This window comes from Ruegeria atlantica (assembly GCF_013033965.1).
GTDB classification, from domain to species: Bacteria; Pseudomonadota; Alphaproteobacteria; order Rhodobacterales; family Rhodobacteraceae; genus Ruegeria; species Ruegeria atlantica_D.
On the sequence record NZ_WQFE01000006.1, the window covers coordinates 72,433 to 88,941 of the forward strand.

The following is a 16,509-nucleotide window of genomic DNA, read 5'->3' on the forward strand; positions in this document are numbered from 1 at the left end:
TTTTCATAGGTGCAGTTTGGCACGACCAGGAAGGGTCGCAAGTGTTTTTGCGACCAAATTGCCCGGAAGCGACAGGAACATGCGAATTGACTGCCTTGGCGTATAGATGCCAGACACCCGATCAATCTGTGGTTTGCTCAGGCTTTCTTTGTAGAACCCGCCTCTGCAAGCACACCATCCATGATGAGCGCCTTAAGGCTGGTCCTGATCTCATTCTCGGGGAACTTTCCGATGCTCCAATGCCGGAGTGACCAGACATTGCACAGGAAATACAGATAGTTGGCCATCAGCTCAGTGTTCATAGGGCGGAACACTTTTTGCTCGACGCCTTTATCCAGAATACCTTTCCAACGGCCCATGAAATCACGCTCCATATCGAATACGCGCGCGCGATTTTCGGCGGACATGGAACGCGTTTCGGAATAGACCAGATTGATATAGCGCCGGTTTTCTCCGATGTAATCGATGTACCGGTCAACCGCTTTTTCAAGGTTCTGATCAGCAGGGCCGGTGAACAGCTCTCCGGTGTCAAAAAAGTCGATAATGTCCTGCATGCACATGGTGGTGATCAGGTGAAGGATATCGTCCTTGTCTTTGATGTATTTGTACATCAGCGGAACGGACAGCCCGGATTCTTTGGCAATTTCACGCATGGATGCGTTTCCGAACCCGCGCTTGGCGATCACTTTGCACGCCCCGTCAAATATCTGTCTTCGCCGTTCTTCGGCAGTGTCGGACAGGGCGCGCGCCGGTTTTTCGGTCAAAGTGGTTTTTGGCGCGCCTGCCAGTTCAGCATCGACCGAGAACGTGCAGGTTACCTCCATTAGCGTGACAGTTTCGCTGGGATTGTGCCCGGCCTGTACGATCGAGACACGGTAAGAGGTCAGCGGCGAATCCTCTGGCGACATGCGCATCGCCTGAGCTTCGATCTGCCCTTGACCGGCGACCGTCAGATTCGTGGCCGACGTGTTGACCAATGTTGGATGTAACGTGTCGCCAAGGCGTTTGAGTTCCTCACGCGCGGCCTCAATAGCAAGCGCCACGCACACTCCATCCAGTTGCGATTTCTTAATAAATTCATCAACTTGCGTGGCGGAATACAAAAACACGCGGTTTGCCTCCATGGAACCTTACTTCAGGGCAACATGTTGAAACGCTTACGTCTTGTCCAGTTGGAAATCGTCGCAGTGTCGTTGCGACGTAGGGAAAACTAATTCGGGGCTTGACGGAATTACCAGCCATATGGGAATGTTAGTGAACGTTCAGTAACATGCCGGGAGACGCCTGTATGAAGTTCAAGATTCTCGCTATTCCATTCGCACGCCAGCATGGCGAGGACACTCAGCTTGCCGGACGTGATCCAGCGCGGTTCAACAAGATGATGGTCACCCTGCGTGATCAGATGGTGTTGGCCGAGGAGCTTGGGTATGACGGCTTCTGCCTGACCGAACACCACATGCAGGTTGAAGGCGTTGAATGCACCACGAACCCGTTGTTCTGGAACATGTACATCGCCCAGCACACCAAGAATTTCACGGTGGGCCAGCTAGGGATGAACCTGACCGCGATGAACCCAATCAAAACGGCGGAAGATATCGCAATGCTGGATCACATGACCGGCGGTCGCGTCTTCGCAGGCTTCTCGCGTGGGAACACGCCGCGCTGGACGGCTACCATGGGTCAGCATTTGGACATCACCTCGGCTGAGTCTGACAAGTCCGAGGCCGACCAGCGTAACCGGCGCGCTCTGTATGAAAACTGGCGTCTGATCAAGTCACTCTGGACCGATGACCTGACCGAACATCAGGGTGAGTTCTGGAACTTCCCGTCGAATGTCGAGTGGGAGTTCAATCCGACCAAACTCTGGGGTGGGGACAACCCGGTTGACGAGAACAAGATCCTGCGCAAATCGGGCATCGTTCCTCGTCCGCTGCAGAAACCGCACCCGAAAGTGTATGCGCCGTTCTCCTACTCGATGGAAACTGCCAAGTTCTGGGCGTCGGAAGGGGCAAAGATGGTCTCTTTCGTGACCGCTGACAAAGAAGAATTCATGCCGGTGATCCTTGAGAACTGCCTGAAGGCCGCGCATGAAAACGGTCTACCTCAGACCACCAACAACGATGTTCTGGCACTGGGCGCGCATCTGATGATGGGCAAGACCCCGGCCAAAACAAAACAGTATCGCGAGATGTTCGATAACCTGTGGTTCTCGGCCTATGACGCACCGCCGTATCACGTGCCCCTGGGTCGTGTCTGGGACGGCTCGCGCCAGCAGGTTCTGGACCAGGTCGGTGAACTGGCCGAGCGGTATCAGATCGAGGAATTCTTTGTCTGGCACCACGTGAACTACTTTGGCGACGAGATCGAGCAGGAAGCCCTGATCGAATTTGCCGAAGGCGTCATCAAACCTCTGAACGGATAAGGGGAAGACCGTGTTCGACCTGCATGAAGTTTACCAGCTGTCGCCCATCGAAGAAATCATTACGGATTGCGAACAAGGCCGTATGGTAATTCTTGTCGACGATGAAAACCGCGAGAACGAGGGTGATCTGGTGATCCCCGCCGCCCGCGCGGATGCGGTCGCCGTAAACTTCATGGCGCGTTTTGGCCGGGGTTTGATCTGCATGGCCATTCCTCCCGAGCGGGCCGAGCAGTTCAGCCTTGGCCCCATGACAGCGTTGAACACGGATCCACATCATACGGCGTTCACCATTTCAGTGGACGCTAAAAAAGGCACGACCACCGGTATTTCCGCCGGCGACCGGGCGCGGACCATTGCGCTGTTGGCGTCCGACAACGGCTCTTCTGCGGACCTGGTTTCGCCGGGGCACCTGTTTCCGCTGGTAGCGAAACCAGATGGCGTTCTGGAACGCGAAGGCCACACCGAGGCTGCGGTCGATCTGGCCCGCCTGTCCGGGCAGGGGGATTCCGGTGTGATCTGCGAGATCATGAATGACGACGGTGAAATGACGCGCCTGCCGGATCTGCTGGAATTTGGGGCCCGGCACGGCCTTAAGGTCGGCACGATCGAAGACCTCAAACGGTACCGTCAGGACCTGCTTGCCGACAAGGCCGCCTGACGGCCGAGACCATCTGCACTTCACGACACTCACGACCAAGGATACTCCATGACCGCATTCGCCAATATCGAAGCCCTGATGCAGGCTTACATCGAAAACCTGCATGACGGAGACATCAGTAAGACCGACCAGATGTTTCTGCCGGAATGTGATCTGACCTGCGCCAATGAGGATGGCAGCTATATCCACATGACGCTGGAGAAATACAAAGAGGTCATCGGCGGTCGCGAAAGCCCGAAATCCAAAGGCTATCCGGTCTATGGTCATACAATCTCGATCGATCAATCAGGGCCGAATACAGCCTTTGTCAAGATCGACTGCGCCGTGCAGCCTCGATACTTCATCGACTACCTGTCGCTGGTCCGCACCGGCGAGGGCTGGAAGATTGCGGCCAAGGTCTATTACGTCCAGCGCACCGAAGACTGATCCCCTTTATCTGATCGAGCCCCCGAATGACCGCCCCCTATTCCCAACTTTCGGCGCGTGCCATGGTGCAGGCCTTTGCCCGGCTGGAGCTGTCTCCGGTCGAAGTCACGCAGGCTGCGCTGGATCGCATTGAAGCAGTCAATCCGCTGATCAATGCTATTTACCATGTGGATGCCGAAGGCGCGCTGGAGGCCGCCCGCGTATCGGAACAGCGCTGGCATGACAACGAGCCACTGGGGCCTCTAGATGGCGTGCCGACGACGGTCAAAGACGCAATGGATTGCATCGGTATGCGCGCCTATCGCGGATCGGCGGCAGGTAAGGCATCGGTCAGCACAACCGATCATCCTACGGTAGCACGCATGCGTGAGGCGGGCTCGGTGATCCTGGGCAAGAACACCATGTGCGATTATGGCATTCTTGCAGGCGGAGTGAGCTCAAAGCATGGGGTTACCCGCAATCCATGGGATGTATCGCGCACGACAGGGGCATCATCTTCGGGGGCGTCGGCCAGTGTTGCCGCTGGGATCGAGCCGGTTTCGATTGGGACCGACATCGTGGGATCCATTCGCTTGCCAGCCTCGTATTGCGGCCTGGCCGGGCTGAAGCCCAGCCAGGGGCGTGTGCCCTATTACGTCTGCAACAGCCCGGCGATCACGGCGGGTCCGCTGGCGCGCAATTTTGCCGATGTCGCCCTGCATATGAACGTGCTAACCGGTGAGGATACGCGCGATTTCGCGGCTTTGGCGCGGGACGGCGTGAACTATGTCTCGCGCCTGACGCGCGGCGACCGCAAAAGCATATCGGTTCTGGTTATCCCCGAGCTGGGCTTGGGCGAACCGGTGGCAGAAGATGTTCAGGCAGCGTTGGAGCGGACGGCGCAGGTTTTGCGGGATATGGGTGTTCAGGTCACCTATCTTGATACCGCGCCGTTCAGCCGAGCGGATTGGGAACCCGCCGAGGCGTTCTATAAAATACGTACCCTGTCCGAGCTGATGCGCCAACCCGAGGCCGAACAGGCAAAAACACCCTATATCCGCGACTGGACCAACGATGCACGCGCTTTGTCTGCCGTTGAACATCAGCGGAATTTCGACCACACGCAGGCGTTGCGCGAACGTGCGTTGGCGCTGATTGACGGCCATGATTTTGTCCTGCTGCCATCGACACCGGACACCGCCTTTGCTGCCGAACTGCCGGGATCAGATCCCGATAAGCCGTTCGAAAGCTGGGCTAATACCTTCCTGTTCAACCTCACTGAGCAACCGGCATCCAGTATTCCGGTCGGACTAGACCGCAACGGGCTTCCGATCGGTATGCAACTGGTCGGACGCCGCTTTGACGATCTGGGCGTTTTGCAAATGTCGTGGCGGATCGAACGGGACATCGGAGAAATGCCGCCTGCGCCTCTGTGACGGACGCAGATGCAGAAAAACACATTGAGAGGCAAAAAATGAGCGCAGAAAAAACGACGATTCCCGGTCAGATCATGACAATGCCGCTGACGGTGACCAGTATTTTTCGTCATGGTATGCGCGCCCATCCCGAGGCACAGATTGTTTGGCGCAACTCGGATATGACAATTGACCGCTACAGCTTTGCGGATATGGGTCGGCGGACCCAGCAATTGGCGCATGCACTAACCGAACTGGGCATCGAGCCCGGTGATCGGGTGGCAACTTTGGCCTGGAACAACAACCGGCATCTGGAACTATACTACGCGTTGGCGTGCATCGGTGCGATCTGTCACACAATCAACCCGCGCCTGCACCCCAACCAGATTGCCTTCATAATAAATGACGCTGAAGACACGCATCTGTTTTTTGACACTACATTTGCGCCGCTGATTGACGCAGTATCAGCGCGGTGTCCGACGGTTCAGGGCTGGTACAGCCTGACCGGCCCGGGGCAGGTGCCGCAAATGAAAACTCCGGTCAGTGACTATGAAACCCTGATCGCAGGCAAGCCCGAGATTTATGACTGGCCCGAACTGGATGAGAACGCGGCCATGGCGCTGTGCTACACATCTGGCACCACCGGCAATCCCAAAGGCGTATTGTATTCCCATCGTGGGACCGTCCTGCACGCAATGGGCGTATCTGGCGGCGACTGGCTGGCGCTGAGCTCGCGGGACGCCACCTTGCCGGTTGTGCCGATGTTCCACGCCTGCGCTTGGGGGATTCCTTATGCGGCGCTGATGAATGGCAATAAACTGGTCATGCCGGGACCAGGTATGGATCCGGCCCCCCTGCGCGAACTTATGGACGACGAAGAGGTGACGATGATCTCGGGCGTGCCGACTGTATGGCTGGGCTTGTTCGAATATCTGGATCAGCAGGGCGCCAAACTGAAAACGGTCAAACGTGCGATGATGGGCGGTTCTGCGGCACCGCTGTCTCTGATCGAGCAGATCGAAAAGGGCCACGGCATTGACGTGGTACATGGCTGGGGCATGACCGAACTGAGCCCGGTCGGCACCCTTTCTGTTCCCAAATGGGGCGAGGACAAGCTGCCAATCGACGACCGTCTTGCTCTGAAAACCAAACAAGGGCGCGCGCTTTATGGTGTCGAAATGCGGATCGTCAACGACGACGGCGAGTTGCTGCCTCATGACGGCGTTGCCTCTGGCATGTTGCAGGTGCGTGGCCATTGGGTCGCCAGCAGCTATTGGGGCGGGGCGGGTACAGATGCTTTTACCGATGACGGCTGGTTCATCACCGGTGACGTGGCTGCGATCGATCCGAAAGGCTACCTGCGCCTGACCGACCGAACCAAGGATGTCGTCAAGTCGGGCGGCGAATGGATCTCTTCGATCGATCTGGAAAATGTCGCCATGAGTCATCCGGATGTTCTGGAGGCTGCCTGTATCGCCGCAAAACACCGCAAATGGGACGAACGACCATTGATCGTTGCCGTAAAACGTGAGGGATCTGAAGTCAGCCGCGAGGACATTCTGGCGCTGTATGACGGCCAGGTCGCCAAGTGGTGGACACCCGATGACGTGGTGTTCCAGGCCGAACTTCCGCACACCGCGACCGGCAAGGTTTCAAAGCTGCATCTGCGTGAGCAATACGCAGACTACAAACTGCCCACAGACAACTAATTCTGGCTTCAAGGATAAGAAACATGCGTTCTGCCGTAATCGTCTCGACCGCCCGTACCGCCATTGGCAAAGCCTTTCGCGGTGCCTTCAATGACACTCACCCCGCTGTCTACGGTGGCCACGCCGTTGCCGAGGCGGTCAAACGCGCCGGTGTCGACCCGTCCGAGATTGAGGACGTGATCATCGGCAACGCCGTACCCGAAGGCGCGAATGGCGGCAATCTGGGGCGTCAGGTTGCCATGCGCGCGGGTCTGCCCGTCACCGCGTCGGGTCAGACGATCAATCGGTTCTGCTCGTCAGGTCTTGAGGCGCTGACGCGCGCCTGCTCGCGGGTCATGGTGGATGGCTGTGACGTTGTTGTCGGCGGCGGAGCTGAGAGCATTTCGCTGGTGATGGGTCGGGACAACACATATCGCCTCAAAGAGGACTGGATAGATCAGAACATTCGTGGGTTTTACGATCCGATGATCAAAACCGCCGATACCGTGGCCGAGCGCTATGGCATCAGCCGCGAGACGCAGGACGAATTCGCCTTGCAGTCGCAACAGCGCACCGCCGCGGCGCAGGTTGCTGGCAAGTTCGACGACGAGATTGTGCCGATCACCGTCACCAAAGCGAACAAGAACAAGGAAACCGGCGAGATCACATATGAAGAGGTCACGCTTACCCAGGATGAGTGCAACCGCCCCTCGACCACATTGGAAAGTCTGCAGGGTCTTGCCCCGGTGATGGGTGAGGACAAGTGGATCACCGCTGGTAACGCCTCGCAACTGTCCGATGGCGGCTCGGCGCAGGTTGTAATGGAAGAGAAGCTGGCAGAAAAGCGCGGGCTCGAGCCGCTGGGTCGCTACATGGGCTATGTCGTTGCAGGCTGCGAACCCGATGAAATGGGCATCGGTCCGGTCTATGCCGTGCCGAAACTGCTGGAACGCAATGGCCTGAAGATGGAAGATATCGGCTTGTGGGAACTGAACGAGGCCTTTGCGTCTCAGGCGCTCTATTGCCGTGACAAGCTGGGCATTCCGAATGAGATCCTGAATGTCGATGGCGGCGCGATTTCCGTGGGCCACCCCTATGGCATGTCGGGCACCCGTATGGTCGGCCACGCGCTGATCGAAGGCAAGAAACGCGGTGCGAAATACATCGTTGCCACCATGTGCATCGGCGGCGGCATGGGTGCGGCTGGTCTGTTTGAGGTGCTGTAAATGAGCACCATCAACAAAGTTGCCGTCATCGGTTCGGGCGTGATGGGGGCAGGCATTGCTGCCCATTTCGCCAATGCCGGTGCCGAAGTTGTTCTGCTGGACATCGTGCCCAAGGACGCCGAAGACCGTTCGATGCTGGCCAAGGGTGCCATTGTGCGCATGACCAAGGGTCGCGCGCCGCAGCTGGCAGATCCGGCCTATGTGAGCCGTTTGACGGCGGGCAATTTGGACGATGATCTGGATCAGCTGCGCGACTGTGACTGGGTGGTAGAGGTCGTTTTGGAAGACCTAACCGTCAAACACGCGCTTTATGCAAAGATCGCGCCCTACCTGCGCGACGACGCACTGCTCAGCTCGAACACCTCGACCATTCCGCTGGCCGATCTGGTCAGTCAGATGGACGAGGGGCTGCGCAAGCGCTTTGTGATCGTGCATTTCTTCAATCCACCGCGCTATATGCGCCTGATTGAGTTGGTCACCGGGCCGGATACCGATCCGGCGGCGGCCGAGCGCGCACGTGCGTTCAGCGATGAACGCTTGGGCAAAACCGTCGTTCCCTGCAACGACCGCCCCGGTTTCATCGCCAACCGTCTGGGCGGGCTGTGGATGAACGCCGCCACCCGCGAGGCTGTGGAGCGTGGCATCACGGTTGAAGAGGCTGACACCGTGCTGGCCCGCCCCTTCGGCGTGCCCGGTACGGGCGTATTCGCGTTGATGGACCTGATCGGGATTGACCTGATGGGCAAATCGCGCCTGTCTATGCGCAACCTGCTTGAGGTTGATGATCCGCAGCAATTCCACACCGACGGTCTGGAGTTGTTCGATCAGATGGTCGCCAAGGGTTTGGCGGGTCGCAAGGTTGGCGCGGGATTTTATCGCAGATCCAAGGACGAAAATGGCAAACCAGTCGCCGAAGCCGTTGACCTGGCAACGCTGGAGTATCGTGCGCAGGCCAAAGGTCCGGAACTGGCCAAAAGCTTTGGTGTGGACTTCATTGATCAGGCCGGTGATCGGTTGGCCGACTATGCCTGGGCCGTAATGGGGCCGACTTTGTCTTACGCGGCCTATTGCGTGCCCGAGATTACCGCCAACCCGGCGGATATCGATGCAGCGATGGAGCTGGGGTACAATTGGCGTATGGGTCCATTCAAGCTGATCGACAAGATCGGTGCGGACAAAATTGTGGCTCGCTTGAAGACCGAGGGTCAGGATGTGCCGCCCTTGCTGGCGCTTGCGGCAGACCGTGGCGGGATTTATTCGGGTCAGGGCTGTGATCGTAAGGTGCTGTTGCCTTCGGGCGAACAGGCGGACGTGCCGCGTGGGTCCGGGGTGATCTTTGCTTCGGACCTGACGGATGCTCCGGTCTTCAAGACCGAGGCGGTGGCGCTGCGCGATATGGGTGATGGTGTCGCTCTGCTGACGATCTTGGCACCCAATGCGGCTTTGGACGATCAGGTGATGACCGGAGTGAGTGAAGCTCTGGACGTCGTGGGTCGAGATTTCAAAGCGATGGTCATCGGGTCGGACGGCAACCACTTTTCGGTGGGCGCAAACCTGAAAAAGGCGCTGGACCGTGCCGATGCTGGCGAGCTGGATCTGGTCGAAGGGCAACTGGCCATCGGTCAGGCCACGATGCGCAAGATCAAGTACGCGCCGTTCCCGGTTGTCTCGGCCGCCTGTGGGCTGGCTTTGGGCGGCGGTTGTGAAATCCTGATGCACTCGGATCGGGTCATGGCCGCTTTGGAAAGCAATATTGGGCTGGTCGAGGCGAATGTCGGTCTTTTACCCGCATGGGGTGGCACAACTGCGTTGCTGTTGCGCAAAACCGCAGAACTGGGCGACCCGGTCAAAGGGGCCGGGGCCGCTTTCGATGTGATTTCCAAGGCTTTGATGACCGACTCTGCCCCGATGGCGCAGCACGCGGGCTATCTGCGCGCGACGGATGGCGTTGTCATGAACCGCGACCGTCTTCTGGCCGAGGCCAAGGCGGCGGCGCTGGAATTGGCCGATGGGTACAAGCCCACGCCCAAGGCCGAGATCACGCTGGGTGCCGCAGCCATCAACGCCACGTTGGAGCCGAAGCTGGTCGCGCTGGCAGAGGCCATGCCCGACGCCCCCTACACAGTCGAGATTGCTCGTGAAACCGCGCGCGTTCTGGCTGGCGGCGAGGGCGGCGTTCTGGACGAAGAGGCGCTGCACAGGCTGGAAGCCGAAGGCATGATGCGCCTGATCCGTCAGGACAAGACGATCGAGCGGATGCGTCACACCATGACCACCCGCAAACCGTTGCAGAACTGAGGGATCATAGGCATGGACTATCAACTCCCACAGCGGGACATTACCTTTTTGCTGGATGAGGTTCTGGACCTCGACAAGACGCTGGCACTGCCTGGGTACGAGCATTGCGACAAGGATACGTTCTTTGCAGTCGTTGACGCGATCAACGGGTTTGTGCGCGACAACCTCGCCACCTGCAACGAGGCGGGCGACAGCCCCGGCGCGCGGCTTGAGAACGGTCAGGTCTATGCCGCCCCCGGTTTTGGCGATGCCTATAAGGTATTCTGCGAAGACGGCTGGAACGCGCTGGCACTGGAAGAGGAATATGGTGGCCAACAGCTACCTTTCGTCCTGCACGCCGCGTTGCGGGAGGGGATGGCCGGAACCAATCTGGCGTTTGCTCTGATCCACGAACTGAACTTCGGCGTTGTAGAAGCGTTGATGGCCTATGGCTCGGATGAACAAAAGGCTGTCTATTGTCCTCAGTTGACGTCCGGCAACTGGGCCGGGACCATGAACCTGACCGAGCCGCATTGCGGCACCGATCTGGGTCTGATCCGCACCAAGGCTGTACGCAATGATGACGGATCTTATGCCATTACCGGCAACAAGATCTTCATCACGTGGGGCGACCATGACATGTCGGAAAATGTCGCCCATCTGATCCTTGCACGGATCGAGGGCGCTCAGCCCGGACCGCGTGGGCTGTCGCTGTTCCTGGCGCCCAAATACATGTTGGACGCAGATAACAACACGACGGACGAGCAGAATACGATCACCATTGCCGGGATCGAGAACAAGATGGGGATCCATGGATCACCCACCTGCGCCATTTCCTTCGAGGATACCAAAGCCTGGATTGTCGGCGAAGAGGGCAAGGGCCTGGCTGCGATGTTCGTGATGATGAACGCCGCGCGCCTGTCGGTTGGCCTGCAAGGGTTGGGCGTGGCCGAAGCTGCGGTTCAGACCGCGACTACTTATGCCCATGAACGCCTTCAGGGCCGCGCGGACGGGGAACCTTTGAACCCGACTGGCCCAGCCGATCCGCTGATCGCCCATGCGGACGTGCGCCGCCGTCTGTTGACTGCGCAAGGCGAAATGGATGCTGGCCGTGCGCTGGCCTATTTCGGAGCGGGCCTGTTGGACGAAGCTCATCGTGCCGCTACGTCCGAGCAGCGCAAAGTGGCAGACGCGCGCCTTTCGCTACTGACGCCGGTCATCAAGTCCTACCTTTCGGACATGGGATCACGAATGGCGAATGAGGCTGTGCAGATGCATGGCGGGCATGGCTTCATCAAGGATTACGGCGTCGAACAGCTAGTGCGTGATGTGCGGATCACTGAAATCTACGAAGGTACCAATGCCGTTCAGGCCCGTGATCTGGTTATGCGTAAGGTGCGCGGCGACAATGGTGCCGTCATCAAGGGTCTGGTGGGCGATATGCTGGACGAGGCGGGCAAACTGGGCGACGACCTCTCTGACTTAGAGAATAACTTGCGCGATGCGGCATCACGGCTTGGGCGTGCGACCGATTGGGTGCTGGGCACGGCGCAAGGTGACGTGCTGTCCGGGGCGTGCGACTATCTGGAAATCGTGGCGTTGAGCGTATCGGCCTGGATGTCCGCCCGGATTGCACGGGTGGCTAAGGCTGCAGCAGGTTCTCAATCGCCAGAATACTATGCGGATCGGGTGGATGCAGCGCGCGCCTTTATGGCGCGGGCATTGCCCCGTGCTGTCAGCCACGAATTGATCATGCAGGCCGGTGAACCTGGTGTTGTATGTCGGGCTGATCGCTGTCTATAACTCCTCCTTCTACACGGACAGCGGTGCTAAAGGGCGCTCTGGAAACAGAGCGCCCTTTTTGCGTTTTAGACGCAAATCAAGTTTCGCTGGCAGAATGGGGAATAGAAATTGGTGAACGATCACTAAGTTTGGGTAATGCAATGAAAACCCATATCCTCGTGCAGCCCTATATGCATTCCAAAGGCGAAGATGTCGTCCTGCCGGGCTCGGACCCGGATCGGTATGAAACGCTGCTGGCGCGGACAACCGAGCAGATGAAATTAGCCGATGATAATGGATATGCCGGGTTTTGCATGACCGAGCATCACTTTCAGGTGGAAGGGATCGAAATCACGACCAACCCGCTTTTGTGGAACTTGCACATTGCAGCCAACACAAAGAACCTGATGGTGGGGCAGGTAGGTAGGTGTGGCGCTGACGGTGCATCACCCGATGCGTCTGGCCGAAGATCTGGCAATGATCGACCACATGTCCGGTGGCTTTGTCCGAGGTAAAACGCCACGCTGGCTGAATACACTGGCGCAACATCTGGATATCACCACAACCCAATCTGACCGATCCAAGGAAGATGCCCGGAACCGTCGATTGATGGAGGAAAGTTGGGCCGTGGTCAAAAAGACGTGGACCAACGAAACCTTTAATCATCATGGCGAGTTTTGGAACATCCCTGCGGACAACATCACGTGGCCCTCCCCCCGACCGCAAAGTATGGAGGCGAAGGCGCGGTGTACGATAATGGCACGTTGCGCAAAATGGGTATTGTTCCGTGCCCGCGTAAGCGGACCGACGGGCGGGATTTTCCACCGCTTTACGTGCCGTTTTCGTGGTCGATGGAGACGGCGAAGTTCTGGGCCAAGGAAGGTGCCAAGCTGGTGTCTTTTGTGTCCAAGGATGAGTTCATGGATATGACGATGCCGATCTATCTGGAAGAAGCGCACCACCATGGCCATACCGATCTGACGGTTGGAAACAACCTGGTTTTGGGCGGGCATTTGACCATCGGATCGACCGACGCGCAGGCCGAACAGCACTATCGCGATTTTGAGGAACCGTTCAATTTCGCCTATAAGGCTCCACCATATCATGTGCCGATGGGGCGGGTCTGGATTGGCACCGTGAACCAGGTGACTGATCAGGTCGGCGCATTGAAAAAGAAATACGGGACAGAAGAATTCGTTGTTTGGCACCACGTCGGATATTTCACGCAGGAAGAGGAGCTTGAGATGCTGGAAAATTTCGCGAAAGTTATCAAAGCGTTTTCCTGAGCTGGGGAACAGTTGGGGGCGATAGTCCCCAACCGCAGGAACCGGGGTTCAAGGCAAGGGGAAACCAGCTGGGACTACATTCGCCGTCGGCCCAATGCGTCAGGGCGCGGCTGTCGAATGCCAAGGCGGCATTGGCCGACGTATAGGCGTGATTGATAGCGTTGCAGCTTCCAGCGTGGCACGACTGGAAGGTCTTGACACAGGCGCCTGAATATCGCTTGTATACTAATGAAAATCGACAAGGGAAGTATGGCCGCCAGATGGCCTGTGGGCGTGCTTTTTGGGGTCGGATACTAGAAACGATTTGACACACCAAATGGGGGATCAGATGGCTGACGCACCAAAAGACATGCCGGAACAGGGTCGCACACTAATCCGCAACATCGGTTTGCTACTGACCGGTGATCTGGATTCGCCAGTTGCGGACAGCGATAGCCTTCTCATCGAAGACGGAGTGATTGTGGGCTTTGAGGACGGTGCCTCTGACCGCGTCATCGACGCCTCTGGTTGTGCAGTCGCACCGGGCCTGATTGACGGACATTGCCACCCGGTATTCGGCGATTGGACCCCGCGCCAAAGCCAGCTTGGCTGGATCGAAATGAACGTAAACGGTGGCGTCACCAGCTTCGTATCCGCTGGTGAAGTCCATTTGCCCGGTCGCCCCAAGGATGCCGAAGGCGTCAAGGCATTGGCGATCGTAGCGCAACGCTGTTATTCGAACTTCCGACCGGCGGGCGCCAAGGTGCTCGCGGGCGCGCCAGTGCCGGAACTTGATTTTGACCGCGACTTCTACGCAGCAATAAAAGCGGCAGGTATCCAGCATATCGGTGAGATTGGCCTCGGAACTGTGGCCAAAGGTCCCGACGCGGCGCGTGTCACCGGGTGGTGTCGTGAATTGGGCATTGAAACGATCATGCATACGGGCGGCCCTTCAATCGCGGGCTCGCACGATGTTCGTGCAGAGGACGTGCTTGAGGCGCAGCCGGATGTGGTCAGCCATATCAACGGTGGACCGACCTCAATTTCGCAGGATGAAATCCGAGAGCTGTGCCGTCACGCCAAAGGTGCGCTTGAAGCGGTACATAATGGCAACGAAAAGTCCGTAATTGTGACGCTGGAAGGTGCGCTGGCTGAAGGTCGTCTTGCAGACTTCCTGATTGGTACAGATGCACCGGCGGGGTCTGGCGTGCAGCCGAACGGAATGCTGCGTATGGCAACTCTGCTGGCCAGTTTTGGTGGTTTGCCAGCCGAACAAGCCTGGTGCTGTGGCACAGGAAACGTGGCAAAGAGACGGGATCTTGCGCAGGGTATCATTGCGGCCGGCCGTCCAGCCGATCTGGTGTTCATGGATCGCCCCGAAGGTTCGGACGGCAAGAACGTTTTGGAGGGCATGTCCGTTGGCAACATCCCCGGCGTCGGGGCAGTTATGATAGATGGCAAGATGCGCACCGGCCGTTCGCGTTCAACGCCACCTGCCTCGCGCGTGCCGGTCGTCTAAAGGCGCTAGATAAGAAAGTTTCAAAACTGGGTTCGACCGCTGGATTGGCGGTCGGCCAATACCCAATACAATGACCTGATCTACAATTGTCTGCTTACGCCGATACCTGACCTTTGCCGAGGGTTCGTCTTTGGCAGATCGCATTATCGCGGTGACAAAATCCAAAATGATACGGACGTTTCAGTTGACGGTTGCACCAACCTTTTAATGCCCGTTCGATAAACGGTCTTTCACTTCTTCGAGCGTTGAGGGGCACGAATGCCCCCCATTTTGGTTACTTAAAGCGCAGCTTCGCTGCCTAGGATGGTCGTGAACTCGTTCGAGAACGTACCGCCATTGCCGTGCGCAATCGCGATATTCACATCGTCGATCTGGCGATCACCGCCGTCGCCGCGGATTTGAGTCGCCGCCTCGATCAGGCAAAATAGGCCGTACATTCCGGGGTGCACACAGCTGAGGCCGCCGCCATTGGTGTTCACCGGCAGCGAGCCGCCCGGCGCGATGTTGCCATCGGCCACAAAAGCCCCGGCCTCGCCCTTTTTCACAAAGCCCATGTCTTCGAGGAACAGCAGCGTGTTGATGGTGAATGCATCATACAGCTCGACCACATCCACGTCCTTGGTGGTTAAGCCTGCCATCTCAAACGCACGTTTCGCGCTTTCTGCTGCACAGGTTGTGGTCAGCGTTGCGGCCTGACTGATCTCGCGGTGCGAAATCGCATTTCCGCCACCCAGGAAGTAGGCCGGTTTTTCCTGATAATCTTTGGCGCGATCGGCCGAAGTCACGATGATCGCCGCTCCGCCATCTGACATTAGGCAGCAATCCAGAACTGCTAGCGGGTCAGCGACCATCGGCGAGTTCAGGTACTCCTCCATCGTCAGCTCGTCGCGCATAGTGGCGTCCGGGTTCAGCTGCGCCCATTTCCGGGCCGAGATGGCAACATGGCCGAAATGCTCTTTGGGCACATTGAACTCGTGCATATAGCGCTGCGCGGTAAAGGCATACCCTGGCACCGGCACCATCGGCTCATAGGCGCGTTCCCACTGCGGGGTTTCGATCAACCCGTTGAGATCGCGCGCGGATTTGGCGTTTGAGCCGTAGCAGATCAGAACGTTCTTACACAGCCCGGCCTGAATCGCCATGGTCGCTTCGACTAGATAGGACATAAAGGACGACCCGCCCACCATATCTGAGTTTGCCCATGTCGGCTTGATGCCCAGGTATTCAGCGATCGAGAGGGTTGGGAAGAAGTGGTAAAAAGTGCCGCCACAGACGCCGTCGATCTCGGACAGGTCCATGCCGGCATCGGCCAGCGCGTTTTGTGTCGCCTTGGCGATAAGCTCCATAGGAGAGGTGTTTGGTGTTTTGCCCAGACCCCAATATCCTTTGCCGACGACTGCGGATTTGCCGCGAAGTGTATGTGCCATGATTGAAATCCTTATTCCGCGGGCTTAAAGAACACGGCGGCTTCGCCGGATTTTGCATTGGGGCCAAAGTCGGGGGTCATCACGACTGCTTGTACTTTCATTCCAATGGTGATCGCCTCGTTGTCCACGTCGACGATACGGCTAAACATGCGCGGCCCTTCGTCCAGATCAATCAGCACGTTGTTGATATCGCCGCCGTATTTCGCTGGCCGCCGGATGATGGTCGAGGCGTAGACAGTGCCGCGGCCTGAGGCTTCGACCCATTCCAGATCATCGGCTCCGGTGGTGGGCGACAGTGCGCGGGGGTAAAAGTTGTATTCTCCGGTGGTTTTTGAGCGCTGGATCAGGAATTTTCCGGCGGCCAGACCCGCGCGGAATGCCGCGTCAGCCTGAGGGCTGGCTTCGGGGAGGGTAAAGTCAGTCAT

The 16,509-nt window shown here is 57.9% G+C and carries 14 protein-coding genes and 1 pseudogene; 12 read left to right on the forward strand and 3 right to left on the reverse strand.

Annotated features, from left to right (window positions below):
* Positions 1–137: 137 nt before the first annotated feature.
* Positions 138–1,109, reverse strand: coding sequence for a TetR/AcrR family transcriptional regulator (locus GOW16_RS12670; protein WP_217354604.1), 972 nt, complete (start codon positions 1,107–1,109; stop codon positions 138–140).
* Positions 1,110–1,288: 179 nt separating this feature from the next.
* On the opposite strand from GOW16_RS12670, the gene GOW16_RS12675 reads away from it, so the two are divergent.
* The 12 genes and pseudogenes from GOW16_RS12675 to GOW16_RS12730 all read left to right on the forward strand — a co-directional run bounded on the left by GOW16_RS12675 (position 1,289) and on the right by GOW16_RS12730 (position 14,657).
* Positions 1,289–2,422, forward strand: a complete 1,134-nt coding sequence (locus GOW16_RS12675) for an LLM class flavin-dependent oxidoreductase (RefSeq protein WP_170415502.1) — start codon at positions 1,289–1,291, stop codon at positions 2,420–2,422.
* A 10-nt stretch (positions 2,423–2,432) separates the two neighbouring features.
* Positions 2,433–3,080 (forward strand): 3,4-dihydroxy-2-butanone-4-phosphate synthase, encoded by a 648-nt coding sequence (gene ribB / locus GOW16_RS12680; RefSeq protein ID WP_368039895.1) that lies wholly within the window; start codon positions 2,433–2,435, stop codon positions 3,078–3,080.
* A 48-nt stretch (positions 3,081–3,128) separates the two neighbouring features.
* The gene (locus GOW16_RS12685; protein WP_170415504.1) at positions 3,129–3,506 is read left to right on the forward strand and encodes a nuclear transport factor 2 family protein; all 378 of its coding nucleotides are present in this window, start codon (positions 3,129–3,131) and stop codon (positions 3,504–3,506) included.
* A gap of 26 nt (positions 3,507–3,532) precedes the next feature.
* Entirely contained in the window at positions 3,533–4,921 is a 1,389-nt protein-coding gene (locus GOW16_RS12690) for an amidase family protein (RefSeq protein WP_170415506.1), read from the forward strand.
* Positions 4,922–4,959: 38 nt separating this feature from the next.
* Positions 4,960–6,609 carry a long-chain-fatty-acid--CoA ligase gene (locus GOW16_RS12695; protein WP_170415508.1) on the forward strand — a complete coding sequence of 550 codons (1,650 nt, stop codon included), beginning with the start codon at positions 4,960–4,962 and terminating at the stop codon, positions 6,607–6,609.
* 23 nt (positions 6,610–6,632) lie between these two features.
* Positions 6,633–7,814, forward strand: coding sequence for an acetyl-CoA C-acyltransferase (locus GOW16_RS12700; RefSeq protein ID WP_170415510.1), 1,182 nt, complete (start codon positions 6,633–6,635; stop codon positions 7,812–7,814).
* Positions 7,815–10,112 (forward strand): 3-hydroxyacyl-CoA dehydrogenase/enoyl-CoA hydratase family protein, encoded by a 2,298-nt coding sequence (locus GOW16_RS12705; protein WP_170415512.1) that lies wholly within the window; start codon positions 7,815–7,817, stop codon positions 10,110–10,112.
* A gap of 12 nt (positions 10,113–10,124) precedes the next feature.
* Complete coding sequence (locus tag GOW16_RS12710) at positions 10,125–11,894, forward strand: acyl-CoA dehydrogenase family protein (RefSeq protein ID WP_170415514.1); 1,770 nt, start codon at positions 10,125–10,127, stop codon at positions 11,892–11,894.
* 140 nt (positions 11,895–12,034) lie between these two features.
* Positions 12,035–12,388 carry a hypothetical protein gene (locus GOW16_RS12715; RefSeq protein WP_170415515.1) on the forward strand — a complete coding sequence of 118 codons (354 nt, stop codon included), beginning with the start codon at positions 12,035–12,037 and terminating at the stop codon, positions 12,386–12,388.
* Positions 12,363–12,533, forward strand: a pseudogene (locus tag GOW16_RS23080) (hypothetical protein); the annotation flags it as partial. The gene GOW16_RS12715 and the pseudogene GOW16_RS23080, both read left to right, overlap by 26 nt.
* A 44-nt stretch (positions 12,534–12,577) precedes the next feature.
* Positions 12,578–13,159 carry a hypothetical protein gene (locus tag GOW16_RS22785; protein WP_254429763.1) on the forward strand — a complete coding sequence of 194 codons (582 nt, stop codon included), beginning with the start codon at positions 12,578–12,580 and terminating at the stop codon, positions 13,157–13,159.
* A 328-nt stretch (positions 13,160–13,487) separates the two neighbouring features.
* A complete protein-coding gene (locus GOW16_RS12730) occupies positions 13,488–14,657 on the forward strand; it encodes an amidohydrolase family protein (protein WP_170415522.1) in 1,170 nt (389 codons plus the stop codon).
* A gap of 278 nt (positions 14,658–14,935) precedes the next feature.
* On the opposite strand, the gene GOW16_RS12735 is transcribed toward GOW16_RS12730, so the two are convergent.
* The gene (locus tag GOW16_RS12735) at positions 14,936–16,084 is read right to left on the reverse strand and encodes an acetyl-CoA acetyltransferase (protein ID WP_170415525.1); all 1,149 of its coding nucleotides are present in this window, start codon (positions 16,082–16,084) and stop codon (positions 14,936–14,938) included.
* An 11-nt stretch (positions 16,085–16,095) separates the two neighbouring features.
* Positions 16,096–16,509: a Zn-ribbon domain-containing OB-fold protein gene (locus GOW16_RS12740; protein WP_170415526.1), complete on the reverse strand. Its 414-nt coding sequence runs from the start codon at positions 16,507–16,509 to the stop codon at positions 16,096–16,098.

Excerpts from the sequence above, each read along its gene's own strand:
- GOW16_RS12675 (WP_170415502.1), top strand. The coding sequence starts at position 1,289 with ATGAAGTTCAAGATTCTCGCTATTCCATTCGCACGCCAGCATGGCGAG.
- GOW16_RS12685 (WP_170415504.1), top strand. The coding sequence starts at position 3,129 with ATGACCGCATTCGCCAATATCGAAGCCCTGATGCAGGCTTACATCGAA.
- GOW16_RS12690 (WP_170415506.1), top strand. The coding sequence starts at position 3,533 with ATGACCGCCCCCTATTCCCAACTTTCGGCGCGTGCCATGGTGCAGGCC.
- GOW16_RS12695 (WP_170415508.1), top strand. The coding sequence starts at position 4,960 with ATGAGCGCAGAAAAAACGACGATTCCCGGTCAGATCATGACAATGCCG.
- GOW16_RS12700 (WP_170415510.1), top strand. The coding sequence starts at position 6,633 with ATGCGTTCTGCCGTAATCGTCTCGACCGCCCGTACCGCCATTGGCAAA.
- GOW16_RS12705 (WP_170415512.1), top strand. The coding sequence starts at position 7,815 with ATGAGCACCATCAACAAAGTTGCCGTCATCGGTTCGGGCGTGATGGGG.
- GOW16_RS12710 (WP_170415514.1), top strand. The coding sequence starts at position 10,125 with ATGGACTATCAACTCCCACAGCGGGACATTACCTTTTTGCTGGATGAG.
- GOW16_RS12715 (WP_170415515.1), top strand. The coding sequence starts at position 12,035 with ATGAAAACCCATATCCTCGTGCAGCCCTATATGCATTCCAAAGGCGAA.
- GOW16_RS12730 (WP_170415522.1), top strand. The coding sequence starts at position 13,488 with ATGGCTGACGCACCAAAAGACATGCCGGAACAGGGTCGCACACTAATC.
- GOW16_RS12735 (WP_170415525.1), bottom strand. The coding sequence starts at position 16,084 with ATGGCACATACACTTCGCGGCAAATCCGCAGTCGTCGGCAAAGGATAT.
- GOW16_RS12740 (WP_170415526.1), bottom strand. The coding sequence starts at position 16,509 with ATGACTGACTTTACCCTCCCCGAAGCCAGCCCTCAGGCTGACGCGGCA.